Here is a 15,331-nt window from a genome sequence, read left to right as displayed (position 1 = left end):
ATCAGCTTTCCACAATGACGGTGGCGCACGCGTAGCGCCGCTCATCCGCCAGTGATACATGCACATGCCGCACGCCAAGCGCTTGCGCAAACTCAGCCGCTCTCCCCAGAAAACGCAGGCATGGCTTGCCCAAATCGTTATTGAACACCTCGAATTGGGCGAACGCCAGCCCCTGACGAATCCCCGTACCAAACGCTTTCGACGCCGCTTCCTTTACTGCAAAACGTTTTGCCAAAAAACGAATCGGCTGTTGATGCTCCCGGTAAATCCCCCATTCGGCGTCGCTCAGAATGCGCCGCGCGAGACGATCGCCGGAGCGTTCAACTGTCGCTTCAATGCGGGCGATTTCTACGATGTCGGTGCCCAGACCCAAGATCGCCATTAACGACGCGCTTCCCGCATTAAGGATTTCATTTCGGCGACGGCGGCCGTCAAGCCGCTCATGACGGCGCGTCCGATGATCGAGTGACCAATATTCAGCTCATGCATTTCCGGCAGAGCGGCAATGGGCTGAACGTTATGATAGGTCAGACCGTGACCGGCATTGACGAGGAGCCCTTTTGCTGCTGCATAGGTCGCGGCATCACGGATGCGCTCGAATTCATGTTGGCGCGCCTCATCACCGTCGGCATCCGCGTAAGCGCCGGTATGCAGTTCGATGTAGGGGGCGGCACAGGCGACGGCGGCATCAATTTGGGTGCGAGCGGGATCGATAAACAAAGAAACGTTAATCCCGGCAGCCTTCAACCTCTTCACGGCATCCTGCATCTTGTTTAGCTGTCCGGCGACGTCCAGACCGCCTTCCGTCGTCACTTCCTGCCGTTTTTCCGGCACCAGGCAGCAGAAGTGTGGCTGTAGCTCACAGGCGATAGCCACCATCTCATCCGTGACCGCCATTTCCAGGTTCATACGCGTCTGAATAGTCTGGCGCAGGAGGCTCACATCGCGATCTGTGATGTGGCGACGGTCTTCACGCAGATGCACGGTAATGCCGTCCGCCCCCGCTTGTTCAGCGATAAAAGCGGCCTGAACCGGGTCGGGATACGCTGTACCCCGAGCGTTACGCAAGGTCGCGATATGATCGATATTTACACCTAACAACAGCTCAGCCATGATCCATCCTTACTCTCTGTCTCATCAATGACGTCAGTTTACACCGCCGCCGATCCTGTTGGGTACTCCCACGCCTATTCTTCAGGCGGCGCAGGCTTAGGGGGTTTGATCACAAACTGCCGGAACAGCTCTCGGCTTTTGAGGGGTTTACCACCAAGGTAGGGCTTGAGCGCCATGCGGGTAAACCGTTTGGCTGCGCGCAGCGTGTCCGTATCAGGAAACTCCCGAGCCGCCAGCGAACGTAGTTCGCGTCCGGTAAAACTGAGGCGGTCCACCACCAGACTGGCAATAAACCCTTTCTCTTCCCGATAGCGATAGGTCATGCCGTCCGCGACACTCTCGCCGCTGCCTGCGCAGTGAAGAAAGTCGACGCCATAGCCAAGATGCCCCAGCAAGGCCAGCTCAAAGCGGCGCAGCGCAGGTTCAGGCGAACCGTCGAGCGCGGCCAACTGTTGTAGGCAGTGCAGATAATCGAAGAAGAGCGCGGAGAAGTTGGTTTCGAACTCGAGAACCCGAGTCAGCAATTCATTGACATACAAACCGCTGTAAAGGGTGCTGCCGCTGATGGGAAGAGCCAGCGAAACCGGCTCGGCGTTACGAAGCGTTTTGACATCGCCCCGGCCGCTCCAGCGCACCAGCAGCGGCGTGAACGGCTGAAGGCACCCTTTCAGGCTGGAACGCCGTGCCCGAGCGCCTTTCGCCAACATCCGGACACGCCCCTGATTTTCCGTGAACAGATCCAGCAGCAGGCTGGTTTCGCTATAGGGGCGCCCATGCAAGACAAATGCGCGCTGCCAGCCTTCCATAGGCCGACCCCTTAGAGGTCGTCGTTGTAACCCAGACTGCGTAGCGCACGTTCGTCGTCCGCCCAGCCGGATTTCACTTTAACCCACAGTTCCAGATGCACTTTTGCCTCGAACATCTGTTCCATATCCTGACGGGCTTCAATGCCGATGGTTTTGATCTTGGAGCCTTTGTTACCGATTACCATTTTTTTCTGGCCTTCACGCTCGACCAGAATCAGACCGTTGATATCATATCCCCCGCGTTCATTCGTCACAAAACGCTCGATTTCCACAGTCACCGAATATGGCAGCTCTTCCCCCAGAAAACGCATCAGCTTTTCACGGATAATCTCGGAAGCCATGAAGCGCTGAGAACGATCGGTGATGTAGTCTTCCGGGAAGTGGTGTTCCGCCTGCGTCAGGTGCTTACGGACGATGCTGGCGATAGTGTCGACATTCATGCCTTTCTCGGCGCTCATCGGCACGACATCCAAAAACTTCATCTTCTGGCTAATCATCTGAATGTGCGGCAGCAGTTTGCTTTTGTCCGTCACGTTATCGACTTTATTGATAGCCAGCAGCACGGGATGTTTCTGATCGCGAAGTTTGTTGACCACCATTTCGTCGTCTTCGGTCCAGTGCGTCCCTTCAACAACAAAAATAACCAGTTCTACGTCGCCGATGGAACTGCTGGCGGCGCGGTTCATTAACCGGTTGATCGCCCGTTTTTCTTCGATATGCAGCCCCGGGGTATCCACGTAGATCGCCTGATAAGGCCCTTCGGTGTGAATACCCATAATACGGTGGCGCGTCGTCTGCGGTTTACGGGAGGTAATTGAAACCTTCTGACCCAGCAGCTGGTTCAGCAATGTGGATTTACCGACGTTAGGTCGGCCTACAATCGCGACAAAGCCGCAGTAATTCTGTTCTTCGCTCATTCAAGCTCCAGCTGTATTAACGCTTGTTCTGCCGCAGCCTGCTCGGCTTTACGACGGCTCGACCCCGTGCCAACCACCGGTTCGTTAAACCCGCTGACCAGACAGTGTATGGTGAACTCTTGATCGTGCGCTTCACCACGCACCTGCACCACCAGATAGGTAGGCAGCGGTAAATGCCGTCCTTGCAGGAACTCCTGCAAACGGGTTTTGGGATCTTTCTGCTTGTCGCCTGGGCTAATTTCGTTCAGTCGGCTCTGATACCACTCGAGGATCAGCTTCTCTACCATTTGGATATCGCTGTCCAGAAAGATGCCGCCGATCAGCGCTTCGACCGTGTCCGCCAGAATGGACTCACGGCGGAAACCGCCGCTTTTCAACTCTCCCGGCCCCAGACGCAGGCACTCGCCCAGCTCGAACTCGCGCGCAATCTCCGCCAATGTATTGCCGCGTACCAGCGTGGCGCGCATTCGGCTCATATCCCCTTCATCAACGCGAGGAAAACGGTGATAGAGCGCATTGGCGATCACAAAGCTCAGAATGGAGTCCCCAAGGAATTCCAGCCGCTCATTGTGTTTACTGCTGGCGCTTCGATGCGTAAGCGCCTGCAATAGAAGATCATATTGTCGGAAAGTATAGCCCAGTTTTTTTTGTAAACGATTTATGAGAATGGGGTTCATGTGTTACCAATATCAATCGTGCTTTTGACCACAGCATACGGAACAGCCCTGCTGAACTCTTGATTCGTGCCAAAACTGTTTCGTTTGCACTGGCTCCCGGTAGGGAGCCTGCGTTTATTTATGTCGAAAATATTCTACAACGGAAGGCGCAAAGATATCGCGCGTTTATTACGTTGTATTAGTGAATACCGCCAATCCGGCTCAGGCGTACGCCAGTAGGCCATTGGCCTTCCTGTTTTTCAAAGCTCATCCAGATTGCCGTGGCTTTACCCACCAGATTTCTCTCCGGCACAAAGCCCCAGTAACGGCTGTCAGCGCTGTTGTCACGGTTATCGCCCATCATGAAATAGCTGCCTGCCGGTACGACCCACGAGCTCAACGGCTGATGAGGCTGGTGATAGTACAGGCTCAGCTGATCCTGCGCGATCGGCACGGTAAGAATGTCGTGCGTGACATCGCCCAAGGTTTCTTTACGCGTCATCAGACGAATACCATTCGCCTGCCCGCCCGTCGGAACCTGATAAAAACCGTTGCTGCTTTCGCCGCCCATTCCATTGAAAGTCTGGACAAAGTCGCTTTGCTGCACGTTGCTATAGGTTACGGCGAGCGTTTTATCGCACTCGGAGGAAGGTGAACACGCCGGCTGGATCGTCACCTGCTTGGCGACTGGATCGTAACTCACGCGATCGCCCGGCAAGCCCACAACGCGTTTGATGTAGTCCAGGCTCGGGTTTTCCGGGTATTTGAAGACCGCGATATCACCCCGGCTTGGATGGCCGGTTTCAATCAGCGTTGTCTGGGTAATCGGATCTTTGATGCCATAGGCAAACTTTTCCACCAGAATAAAATCGCCGATCAACAGCGTAGGCATCATCGAACCTGACGGGATCTGAAACGGTTCGTAGATAAACGAACGCACTACCAGCACTACCGCCAGAACGGGGAACACCGAAGCGCAGGTTTCAATCCAGCCTGGCTGTTTGATGCTGCTGGAAAGCGTTTGCTCTCCGGCCGTACCGTCCGACTGCTGGCTTGAATGAGCCAGTCTAGCGCGTCGAGCCGGCGCCCATTTAAAACGGTCCAGACACCACACCACGCCGGTGACCAGCGTCGCGAGCGTCAGAATCAAGGCAAACATATTGGCCATGCCAACTCCTCTGAGATTATTTACTGTCCTTGCCCACGTGCAGAATGGCCAAAAACGCTTCCTGCGGCAGCTCAACGTTGCCGACCTGTTTCATTCGTTTCTTACCGTCTTTCTGTTTCTGCAGCAGTTTTTTCTTACGGCTCACATCGCCGCCATAACATTTGGCCAGCACGTTTTTACGCAGCTGCTTGACGGTGGAACGCGCGATAATGTGGTTGCCGATCGCCGCCTGAATCGCAATATCGAACTGCTGACGCGGGATAAGCTCTTTCATTTTTTCCACCAAGTCGCGACCGCGATACGGCGCATTGTCGTGGTGTGTGATCAACGCCAGCGCATCGACACGCTCGCCGTTGATCAAAACGTCGACGCGTACCATGTTGGAAGCTTGGAATCGTTTGAAATTATAATCTAGCGACGCATAACCGCGTGATGTGGATTTCAGGCGGTCAAAGAAGTCCAGCACCACTTCGGCCATCGGAATATCGTACGTCAACGCCACCTGGTTACCGTGATACACCATGTTGGTCTGCACGCCGCGCTTTTCCACGCACAGCGTAATGACGTTGCCCAGAAACTCCTGCGGCATCAGCATGTGACACTCTGCGATAGGCTCGCGCAGCTCTGCGATATTGTTAATCGCCGGCAACTTGGACGGGCTGTCTACGTAGATGACTTCACCTGCTGTGGTTTCCNCTTCGTACACCACCGTCGGAGCGGTGGTGATCAGGTCCAGATCGTATTCACGCTCCAGACGCTCCTGAATGATCTCCATATGCAGCAAGCCCAGGAAGCCGCAGCGGAATCCAAAGCCCAGCGCCGTCGAGCTTTCCGGCTCGTAGAATAAAGAAGCATCGTTCAGGCTGAGTTTGCCCAACGCGTCGCGGAATGACTCATAGTCGTCGGAGCTGACGGGGAACAGGCCTGCATAAACCTGAGGTTTGACTTTTTTAAAGCCAGGCAGCGCGTTTTCCGCCGGTTTACGCGCCAGCGTCAGGGTGTCACCGACCGGCGCGCCCAGAATGTCTTTGATGGCACAGACTAACCAACCTACCTCGCCGCAGTTAAGCGTATCGCGATCCACTCGTTTTGGCGTAAAGATGCCCAGACGCTCGGCGTTGTAAACTTGTCCGGTGCTCATGACCTTGATTTTATCGCCCTTGCGCAGGGAGCCATTTTTAATACGGATCAGAGATACTACGCCCAGATAGTTATCGAACCAGGAGTCGATGATCAACGCCTGTAATGGCGCTTCCGGGTCGCCTACCGGCGGTGGGATATCCCGCACCAGACGTTCGAGGATGTCAGGAACGCCGACGCCGGTTTTCGCGGAGCAACGCACGGCATCCGTCGCATCGATCCCGACAATGTCTTCAATTTCTTCCGCGACCCGATCCGGATCGGCAGCAGGAAGGTCAATTTTGTTAAGGACCGGCACCACTTCCAGATCCATTTCGATCGCCGTATAACAGTTAGCCAGCGTCTGCGCCTCAACGCCCTGTCCCGCATCCACCACCAGCAACGCGCCTTCGCAAGCAGCCAACGAACGGGATACTTCATAAGAGAAGTCAACGTGTCCCGGGGTATCAATGAAGTTCAGCTGGTAGGTTTCGCCGTCGGGGGCTTTATAATCCAGCGTTACGCTTTGCGCTTTGATCGTGATCCCGCGTTCGCGCTCGAGTTCCATAGAGTCCAGAACCTGCGCCGCCATTTCACGCTCGGTTAAACCACCACAAATTTGAATAATGCGGTCAGAGAGCGTCGACTTACCGTGGTCGATGTGGGCAATGATGGAAAAATTTCTTATATGCTTCATTATTAAAGTTTTTCTACCTTGGTATTTCTGAAATCTTGCCGATCGGCATGCGCATTAGCCGACAACGCTGACCGTTGTCATAGGCCCGAATCGCAGCATTCTACATGCCATACGGGGGAAAACCTAGTCATGGGCCGTCTATTAAGACTGTTTATCATCACGTAACTACACCTATTCACGTTGCGGAAGAAGACCGGTCGCTACGCGATATGAAATCCGAGAGTTGATGGCTGAAAAAGACGGGTCACCTTGCCGCCATCAGGCCATTCTGGCCAGGAAACAAGGAAGCGAATCTTATCGCACAGGAAGCCTGGTCGGCTCGTCGGCAATGTATTCAACCTGATGCACGGCACAGCTCATCCGATATTGCGTCCCCTTTCCGATGATCGATCAGGGCGCCGTGAAGGACACACTGTCCGCAATGCGCTTGGCCGTTGCCAACGGCAGTTCGCCAATCACGGTAATTTCGTGTTTTTCTCGCACAACGGAGTGGATCATCCGCCGTCCGAGCAACGCGTTCTGGTCCGGGTGCGTGTCGCCAACCGGGCTAACGTTCACCGAAAAGCTGAATAAACCGTCGCTGTAGAGCCGAGATTCTACCGGCACACCCCCGCTGGGAAGCGGNCGCTGGCTGCGAGAGATCTCTTCAACGCCGTTCGGCAGCCACTGCGTCGACCACGCGAAATCGGCCGATGCCGCCGTGGGTACGCTAAGGAGCGGGGGAAGGCTCATGCGCTCAAGGCTTTTCATCTCTGACTGAACAGAGCCGTCCACCGTCATGGAAAGGACGCGATACTGCTCCAGCAGTTCGCCATTCTGATCCAGCAAATCGACGCGCAGCGGCAGCCTTGTGGTCGCATCCAGGCAAATCACATAGCTAAAGCGCGTGCCGTCCCGGGAGACGATGCGAACGACGTCGCTCTGACGATCGGCAAGGCGAATACGCCCGGTGGGAATAAAGNCGTAATAAGCAGACAGCCGGGGAAAATTGGCATAGATCAATGCAGGCAGCGCATCGACCATGTGATCGCCGGAGAGCGTGAAAGGGTCGAGATTAGCTTCAAAGTAGCTGATATTACGAGCACGTTGAACCACTTCCCGACGAGGGCCGTCAAGATGAAGCAGCTGAGCCAACGTCTCTTTTCCCGCTAACATGTGACGATAGCGGAAGGACTCGATCCCCTGGCGGGACACATTGATAAAATAGATTTCGTAGCTCAGAGACTGACTGGCTCGGCTCATTTGTTGCAACATCGCCCCGGAGTTGTCCTGAGCCGGGGCGATGTTGGAGTAGCCTGCGCCGCCGAAAAGCAGCGCGGTAATAAACAAAAAGCGCTTCATTACTGCGGCTGCATTCCTAATGATTGATTTCCAGGCACCTGAACGGCAGCCTGTTGTTCTTCATGTTGGTCGAAACGCAGTTGGTCAGAATGGACTCGGCGCTGCAGTTCATAGTCCTGCAGCAGCGCATTGATGCGCTCATGCTCAGCCTGTTGCTGACGCTGTCCAACCCTATTGACGCTGTTTTCAGCCGGTATGCTCAGACTGACCGGCGATGCGGAGCCTAAAGCAGGAAGCGTGCTGAACGCCGGAGCTTCAACCGCCCCGTCCGTCGCGACGCCGCCTTGCTGATAGTGCTGCACGCCAACGATGACCGCCAAAGAAACGCAGGCGGCGACACCAATTTGCGTCAGGTTCGCCGCCAATGGACGCACCTTATTCCAGAAGGACAGGTTTTGCCAGGTCCGAGGATGTGGCTGGGATTCGGGCGCCGCCTGCGGGTTGAAGAGAACAGGTTCCTGCTCTAATGCGGCCGCGACGCGGGCTGCGACATCTACGTGCAACATGTGTTCACTGACATCATTGCGCATTGTGTCGCGTATTACATGGTAACGCTGCCAGCTTTCTTGCAGTGTTTCGTCTTTCGACAAAGCGCTCAGCAATTCGTTGTCGACGGCCTCACCATCCATTAAAGCGGAAAGTTTTTCTTTCTGCATACCTTACACCCTTACCTTGTCAAATCGGTCATGATGAACGTTCACAACAAGTTAACGCTGAATAAGCGGTTGTACCTTATTATCAATAGCTTCGCGTGCACGGAAAATACGCGATCGTACAGTGCCCACCGGACAATTCATGATGTCGGCTATCTCTTCGTAGCTCAGCCCATCCAGTTCTCGCAGCGTGATTGCCAGTCTTAAATCTTCCGGCAATGACTCAATCGTGCGGAACACTATCCTACGCAACTCATCAGACAGCATTAAATTCTCAGGGTTCGATATTTCTTTCAACGCGCTGGCATTTTCATAATTTTCAGCGTCGCTGGCGTCTACGTCACTCGACGGAGGGCGCCGTCCCTGCGCAACCAGATAGTTTTTCGCCGTGTTCACAGCAATGCGATACAGCCACGTATAAAACGCACTATCGCCGCGAAAAGACGCGAGCGCGCGATAGGCTTTAATAAATGATTCCTGGACCACGTCCGGAACGTCGCCCGGGGGGACGTACCGAGACACCAGGCTCGCTACTTTATGCTGGTAACGAACAACCAGTAAATTGAACGATTTCCGATCGCCTTTCTGGACCCGTTCANCCAGAACCTGATCTGTCAACTGCTCGCTCATCCGAGGTAAGATCTCCTCAAATTTGTCTCCACGCCTAGGTTACGTAATGCCAGCCACGTTCTAAATCTTTGAGCAAGCACTCGCTTGGAGTCCATACACATCATTAAGTTCCGTTTTAAAAGTCTTTTCTAGTTTGTGTGATCGCTAGTGTAGTTTTCAGTACCAGCCCCGCCTCAACTCTTGCGGCTAGTTGTACCACACTTCCCCCCCTCACGTGCGCCGAATCCCGCTATTCCGGGGTCTATGCATATGTAACACCGTCTTTCCACGCGTTACATCGACAGATAAAAGGCGCGAGTCAGCGCCTGATAGTCAGTGGAATATTGACCATCATCATCTCGAATAATCAGCGAAGACCGTCGGGGGGTGCCCGGCTGCAGTGAGAGCGCAATCAGCGTGCGATGTGCGGGACGTGACGCATACTCCCGCACATCCGTCCGAAGTGACAGGTGCCATCCTTGTTTTTCAGCCAGTGGCACAACCCCCTCCGCGACATCGCAGGGCAACACCACACAAAAAAGCCCCTCAGCCGTCAGCTTCGCTTTGGCGCAACGCAATAACTCTTGATGAGTCAAAGAGGTAGTATAGCGGGCCTGAGCGCGTGACTCCGAACGACAGCTGACTCCCGGAGCAAAATAGGGGGGATTGCTAACAATCAATGCGTAGCGTTCGCGGGTTCGTCCTACGAAGTCGGCGATATCAGTTGTGTGAATGGTCACCTGCTCGCGCCAAGGAGAAGCCACTGCGTTCTCCCTCGCCTGTTGTCCTGCGGCGGCGTCCAGCTCCACACCATCCACCGCCAGCTGGCCTTCTGTGCGCTGCGCTAACATCAGCGTAATCAATCCTGAACCGCAGCCGATATCCAATAGACGTCCCTCTTTCGGCAGCGGCGCCCATGCGCCAAGCAGAATCCCGTCCGTCCCGACTTTCATCGCGCAGCGATCGTGCGCCACGAAAAATTGTTTAAAGGTGAATCCGCCGGAACGTATCGCCGGCGTCGATAAAGGCTGAGTCATTTTACGTCTTTTCCTGTTAAACCGCGGTAGCATAGGAGAAACGCTGACGCAGTAAAAGTCATCTGCATCGCTTAAAGAGATGAACAACCGGGCCAATGAGTCTATAATCGGCGCCCCAAATAGAGGTAGATAATGACAGCGACCAATTTTTCCGAGTTTGATCTTGATGAAAGCCTGCTTAACGCCCTGCAGGATATGGGGTTCTCCCGCCCAACGGCAATTCAGGCTGCCGCCATTCCTCCAGCGATGGACGGACGGGACGTTCTAGGCTCTGCACCAACAGGAACCGGGAAAACGGCCGCCTATCTGCTACCGGCATTGCAGCATCTGCTCGACTTCCCACGTAAAAAATCCGGGCCGCCGCGCATACTGATTCTGACGCCTACGCGGGAATTGGCAATGCAAGTCGCCGAACAGGCAAAAATCCTGGCCGCCCAGACGCATCTGGATATCGCTACCATTACGGGTGGCGTTGCCTATATGAATCATGCCGAAGTCTTCAGCGAGAATCAGGATATCGTCGTCGCAACGACCGGTCGCTTGCTGCAATACATTAAAGAAGAAAACTTCGACTGCCGCGCGGTGGAAACGCTGATCCTGGATGAAGCCGATCGCATGCTCGACATGGGATTCGCGCAGGATATCGAACATATCGCAGGGGAGACTCGCTGGCGTAAACAGACATTGTTGTTTTCTGCGACGTTAGAAGGCGATGCGATTAAGGATTTTGCTGAACGCCTGTTGAAAGAACCAGTAGAGGTCGAGGCCGATCCCTCTCGTCGCGAGCGTAAAAAAATCCAGCAATGGTACTACCGTGCCGACGATCTCCAGCATAAAACCGCGTTGTTGTGTCATCTGCTGAAACAGCCGGAGGTGACTCGCTCCATCGTCTTTGTTCGTAAACGTGAGCGTGTTCATGAAATGGTCGCCTGGCTGCGTGAAGCCGGTATTGAGACCTGCTATCTGGAAGGCGAGATGGTGCAGGCTAAACGCAACGAGGCGATTAAACGTCTTAGCGACGGCCGAGTCAATGTGCTGGTGGCAACCGACATCGCCGCCCGCGGGCTGGACATTAATGATGTCAGCCATGTATTCAACTTCGACCTGCCACGTACCGCAGATACCTATCTGCACCGCATTGGCCGTACCGGGCGTGCCGGACGTAAAGGTTGCGCCATCTCGCTGGTCGAAGCGCACGATCATTTGCTACTGGGAAAAATTAGCCGTTATTTAAACGAGCAGATGAAAGCCAGGGTGGTCGATGAGCTACGACCTTCAACGCGTGCTCCGAGTGCGAAAATAACCGGTAAGCCGTCGAAAAAAGTGTTGGCCAAGCGCGAAGAGAAAAAGCAGAAAGAGAAGCCAAAGACCAAGGCTAAAGTGCGTCACCGCGATAGCAAGAATATCGGTAAACGTCGCAAGCCCAGCAATAGCACAGAAAAGCCGGCTGAAAAAAATAAGTGACAGTCATTTATTAACGAAGAGGCTTAGCTCAAAGGTAGATCCTACTGCGCCCGATGAACATCAGTAGGCCTTCTCGTATCTGACATGTTCGCAAATAACAAAAAAGGGAGCCGATGGCTCCCTTTTCTATACAATTCATCTGTCTTGAATCGTGTTGCTGGCGATTAGAGGCTTTCTGTGAAAGTACGAGTAATCACGTCGCGCTGCTGTTCCGGCGTCAGCGAGTTAAAACGTACGGCATAGCCAGAAACACGAATGGTCAGCTGCGGGTATTTTTCCGGATTCTGAACGGCATCTTCCAGCGTTTCACGGCGTAGCACGTTCACGTTCAAATGCTGACCACCTTCAACGCGAACTTCCGGTTTCAGCTCCAAAGGAATTTCACGATATTCGAACTGTCCCAGATCGCTAACCGGCACAACTTGGTCTTCGTTGTAATCCGCTTTTGAACATACGCAACGCGCTTCTGATTTCTCATCGTCCAGTAACCAGAAAGAATTAACTAATGCGCTGTTGTTTGCTTTGGTGATTTGAATACCTGTAATCATGATTGCCTCCGTAGCACGGCGTGTAAGTCTTAAAGTTGATCTCGTATCCAGTAACAAATCTGCCTGTTGTTTAACATCAGGGTAAACCCGACTGAATCTGCTAACCTGTATACCAGCCAAGCACGGCACAATCATTGATGTAAATCAATTTACGCCATTTATAGATTTCACACCTGAAATCAATCTTTTGTTTTATATCAATTTTAGCATTTCCCCTTCACTGCAAAAAATTCGATATTTTTTCAATTTTTTTGTTAAAACGACGCTTACGCCGCGAATAGTCAGGTTATGGTTTTACCTCTTCAGGATAGAGCGGTAAGCTAGCCCGATTGATCGAATGGACAAGGGCGCATTGATGGCAACTACCCTGACCTGGCACGACGTACTGTCCCAGGAGAAACAACAACCTTACTTTATTGACACGCTGAAGTTCGTTCACCAGGAACGAGAAGCGGGAAAAGTGATCTACCCCCCTCAACAAGATGTGTTCAACGCGTTTCGCTATACCGAATTTCACGATGTAAAAGTCGTTATTCTCGGTCAGGATCCTTATCACGGTCCGAATCAGGCGCACGGCCTCTCTTTTTCGGTTCGGCCTGGGATTCCCGCGCCGCCGTCTCTCGCCAACATTTACAAGGAACTGGCCAGCGACATTCCCAGCTTTGAAATTCCACGACACGGTTTTCTGCAGAGCTGGGCTAAGCAAGGCGTTCTACTGCTTAACACGGTACTGACGGTGGAAGCTGGAAAAGCGCACTCACATGCCAATCTGGGGTGGGAGACGTTTACGGATAAAGTGATATCAGCGCTGAATTCACATCGGGAAGGGATCGTTTTTTTGCTGTGGGGATCTCACGCGCAGAAAAAAGGCAACATTATCGACCAGCAGCGCCACCACGTACTGAAAGCGCCCCACCCCTCCCCGCTTTCAGCGCACCGCGGATTTATGGGATGTCGCCATTTCTCGCAGGCCAATCATCTGCTCGAACAGCAAGGGCTACCACCTATCGATTGGATGCCGCATCTGCCTGAGGAAAACTGATTGTAACGATGGCCTTCGTTCATTCGAACGGGGGCATTTCGTTATAAAACTTGCCGAATTGAAAGATAAGATGCGTTAAAGAAAGTCTGACAGAGGAAAAACGGGGAGGAATATTGGTGGAGCTAAGCGGGATCGAACCGCTGACCTCTTGCATGCCATGCAAGCGCTCTCCCAGCTGAGCTATAGCCCCACACGATAGATAAATTTCAGTTACTCCCAAACATGAAGTTTGGTGGAGCTAAGCGGGATCGAACCGCTGACCTCTTGCATGCCATGCAAGCGCTCTCCCAGCTGAGCTATAGCCCCGTCCTGACACGATATCTGTGTGAACGGGCGCATGATATGCAACGCTACTGGTAGTGTCAACGGCTAAATCTATTTACTACGTCGACCGCTGAAAAAGCCGTCAAGGTGAGCAGAACGCAGCCATCACATCCCCTTGCATCGGACTGTTACCGGCGAGATAGACGTTGAGCAATGAGGCCCATGTCGGGACGAAACCACCTCAGAATGACGGCATCACCGAGGCGTAAACTCGCCGGCAATGTCATCAAGCCCATAAAAAAACCCCGCGCAGCATAGGCCCGCGGGGTCCGATGATGGCAGGTTTTCTATCGTTGATTTACTGCTGAGCTTCGCGTTCAGCAATAAATGATAGCGCGCGTTCGATGCGAGCCAACGCGCGTTTTTGACCTACGCCATGAACGGTGACATCAACACCCGGCGACTGACCTGCGCCCGTGACCGCGACACGCAGCGGCATACCCACTTTGCCCATCCCTTGCTGTAGCTCATCGGCCGTGCTTTGGATAGCATGATGAATATTTTCGGGCGTCCACTCTGTAATGGCAGCCAGCTTGGCGCGAACCAGTTCCAACGGCTGACGAGCGACCGGGCGCAGATGCTTTTTCGCAGCGTCGGCATCGAATGCGTCGAACTCTTCATAGAAATAACGGCAGGATGCCGCCATTTCTTTCAGCGTTTTGCAACGCTCACCCAACAGTTTGACCAATTCACTCAGCTGGGGACCATTGCTCGTATCAATGCCCGCTTGCTCAATATGCCAGGACAGCTGCGTCGCTACATACTCGGCCGGCAAACTATTAATGTAATGGTGATTCAGCCACAGCAGCTTTTCCGTATTGAACGCACTAGCCGACTTGCTGACGGCGTCCAGAGTGAACAACTGTTTCATTTCGTCTATAGAGAAAACTTCCTGATCGCCATGAGCCCAACCCAGACGGACCAGATAGTTTAACAATGCTTCCGGCAGGAAGCCGTCGTCGCGATATTGCATCACGCCTACAGCGCCATGACGTTTAGACAGCTTTTTACCGTCATCGCCTAAAATCATGGAGACATGTGCATATTCCGGGACTGGCGCGCCCAGCGCTTTCAGAATATTAATCTGACGAGGCGTATTGTTGATGTGATCTTCCCCACGTATGACGTGGGTGATTTCCATATCCCAGTCGTCGATCACAACGCAGAAGTTATAGGTTGGCGAACCGTCTGTGCGGCGGATAATCAAATCATCCAGCTCTTGGTTACTGAATTCGATGGGGCCACGGATGTTATCATCAAAGATGACGGAACCTTCCTGCGGATTACGAAAACGCACAACGTGCGGCTCGTCGNCGGCATGGTGTTCGTGGGAATCACGGCAGCACCCGTCATAACGGGGCTTTTCACCATTAGCCATTTGTTGCTCGCGCAGCGCCTCGAGACGCTCCTTGGAGCAATAACATTTATAAGCAGTTCCGTTTTCCAGCATTTCATCAACAACCGCATTGTAGCGATCGAAACGTTTAGTCTGGTAATACGGGCCTTCATCCCAGTCCAGACCCAGCCAGTTCATACCATCCATGATGGCATCGATCGCCTGTTGGGTTGAACGCTCCAGATCGGTATCTTCTATACGTAATACGAATTCGCCATCCTGATGACGGGCGAACAGCCATGAATAGAGTGCGGTACGAGCGCCGCCGACGTGAAGATAGCCAGTAGGACTGGGCGCGAAACGGGTTTTGATTTTCATTGGGATTACGGCCTTATTACTCAACGGCTGTCAGTGAATACCGACGTAAGCTCATATTAAAAGTGGGCAATATTCTATCACTCAACTTCGATTCCTCAACGCAATAACATCGCCTGCCCCGGC

At 53.4% G+C, this 15,331-nt stretch carries 15 protein-coding genes and 2 tRNA genes; 2 read left to right on the top strand and 15 right to left on the bottom strand.

Translation table 11 applies throughout. From position 1 onward, the window contains the following. Position 1 precedes the first annotated feature (1 nt). The 11 genes from acpS to trmN all read right to left on the bottom strand — a co-directional run bounded on the left by acpS (position 2) and on the right by trmN (position 10,116). Complete coding sequence (acpS, locus tag RZ35_RS02885) at positions 2-382, bottom strand: holo-ACP synthase (RefSeq protein ID WP_026741945.1); 381 nt, start codon at positions 380-382, stop codon at positions 2-4. After that, positions 382-1,113, bottom strand: coding sequence for a pyridoxine 5'-phosphate synthase (gene pdxJ, locus RZ35_RS02880; protein WP_026741944.1), 732 nt, complete (start codon positions 1,111-1,113; stop codon positions 382-384). Before pdxJ ends, acpS begins: the two co-directional genes overlap by 1 nt. 74 nt (positions 1,114-1,187) lie before the next feature. After that, a complete protein-coding gene (gene recO, locus RZ35_RS02875; protein WP_026741943.1) occupies positions 1,188-1,919 on the bottom strand; it encodes a DNA repair protein RecO in 732 nt (243 codons plus the stop codon). An 11-nt stretch (positions 1,920-1,930) separates the two neighbouring features. Next, positions 1,931-2,836, bottom strand: a complete 906-nt coding sequence (era, locus tag RZ35_RS02870) for a GTPase Era (protein WP_026741942.1) — start codon at positions 2,834-2,836, stop codon at positions 1,931-1,933. Then, on the bottom strand, positions 2,833-3,513 hold the full coding sequence (gene rnc / locus RZ35_RS02865; protein ID WP_026741941.1) for a ribonuclease III: 681 nt from the start codon (positions 3,511-3,513) through the stop codon (positions 2,833-2,835). The genes era and rnc overlap by 4 nt, the downstream gene beginning before the upstream one ends. 178 nt (positions 3,514-3,691) lie before the next feature. Further along, positions 3,692-4,660, bottom strand: a complete 969-nt coding sequence (gene lepB, locus RZ35_RS02860) for a signal peptidase I (protein ID WP_026741940.1) — start codon at positions 4,658-4,660, stop codon at positions 3,692-3,694. A 16-nt stretch (positions 4,661-4,676) separates the two neighbouring features. Next, positions 4,677-6,476 carry a translation elongation factor 4 gene (lepA, locus tag RZ35_RS02855; protein ID WP_026741939.1) on the bottom strand — a complete coding sequence of 600 codons (1,800 nt, stop codon included), beginning with the start codon at positions 6,474-6,476 and terminating at the stop codon, positions 4,677-4,679. 390 nt (positions 6,477-6,866) lie between these two features. Further along, a complete protein-coding gene (gene rseB / locus RZ35_RS02850; protein ID WP_026741938.1) occupies positions 6,867-7,817 on the bottom strand; it encodes a sigma-E factor regulatory protein RseB in 951 nt (316 codons plus the stop codon). Beyond that, positions 7,817-8,473 (bottom strand): anti-sigma-E factor RseA, encoded by a 657-nt coding sequence (gene rseA / locus RZ35_RS02845; protein WP_026741937.1) that lies wholly within the window; start codon positions 8,471-8,473, stop codon positions 7,817-7,819. Before rseA ends, rseB begins: the two co-directional genes overlap by 1 nt. Before the next feature lie 51 nt (positions 8,474-8,524). Then, positions 8,525-9,100 carry an RNA polymerase sigma factor RpoE gene (gene rpoE, locus RZ35_RS02840; protein ID WP_026741936.1) on the bottom strand — a complete coding sequence of 192 codons (576 nt, stop codon included), beginning with the start codon at positions 9,098-9,100 and terminating at the stop codon, positions 8,525-8,527. 272 nt (positions 9,101-9,372) lie between these two features. Then, complete coding sequence (gene trmN / locus RZ35_RS02835; protein WP_026741935.1) at positions 9,373-10,116, bottom strand: tRNA(1)(Val) (adenine(37)-N(6))-methyltransferase TrmN; 744 nt, start codon at positions 10,114-10,116, stop codon at positions 9,373-9,375. Positions 10,117-10,248: 132 nt separating this feature from the next. On the opposite strand from trmN, the gene srmB reads away from it, so the two are divergent. After that, entirely contained in the window at positions 10,249-11,580 is a 1,332-nt protein-coding gene (srmB, locus tag RZ35_RS02830; protein WP_026741934.1) for an ATP-dependent RNA helicase SrmB, read from the top strand. A 164-nt stretch (positions 11,581-11,744) separates the two neighbouring features. Here srmB and grcA read toward each other — a convergent pair whose 3' ends face one another. Further along, complete coding sequence (grcA, locus tag RZ35_RS02825; RefSeq protein ID WP_026741933.1) at positions 11,745-12,128, bottom strand: autonomous glycyl radical cofactor GrcA; 384 nt, start codon at positions 12,126-12,128, stop codon at positions 11,745-11,747. A 355-nt stretch (positions 12,129-12,483) separates the two neighbouring features. On the opposite strand from grcA, the gene ung reads away from it, so the two are divergent. Next, entirely contained in the window at positions 12,484-13,170 is a 687-nt protein-coding gene (gene ung / locus RZ35_RS02820) for a uracil-DNA glycosylase (RefSeq protein WP_026741932.1), read from the top strand. A gap of 114 nt (positions 13,171-13,284) precedes the next feature. On the opposite strand, the gene RZ35_RS02815 is transcribed toward ung, so the two are convergent. The 3 genes from RZ35_RS02815 to gltX form a co-directional block, all read right to left on the bottom strand. After that, positions 13,285-13,360: transfer RNA gene (locus RZ35_RS02815), tRNA-Ala, on the bottom strand. A gap of 40 nt (positions 13,361-13,400) precedes the next feature. Further along, a tRNA-Ala gene (locus RZ35_RS02810) sits at positions 13,401-13,476 on the bottom strand. Between the two features lie 316 nt (positions 13,477-13,792). Then, complete coding sequence (gltX, locus tag RZ35_RS02805) at positions 13,793-15,208, bottom strand: glutamate--tRNA ligase (protein ID WP_026741931.1); 1,416 nt, start codon at positions 15,206-15,208, stop codon at positions 13,793-13,795. Positions 15,209-15,331: the final 123 nt, after the last annotated feature.

This window comes from Lonsdalea quercina subsp. quercina, assembly GCF_000688655.1.
Classification (GTDB): Bacteria; Pseudomonadota; Gammaproteobacteria; order Enterobacterales; family Enterobacteriaceae; genus Lonsdalea; species Lonsdalea quercina.
The sequence above is the reverse complement of the archived record's forward strand: the minus strand, read 5'-3'. Positions and strand labels throughout refer to the sequence as shown.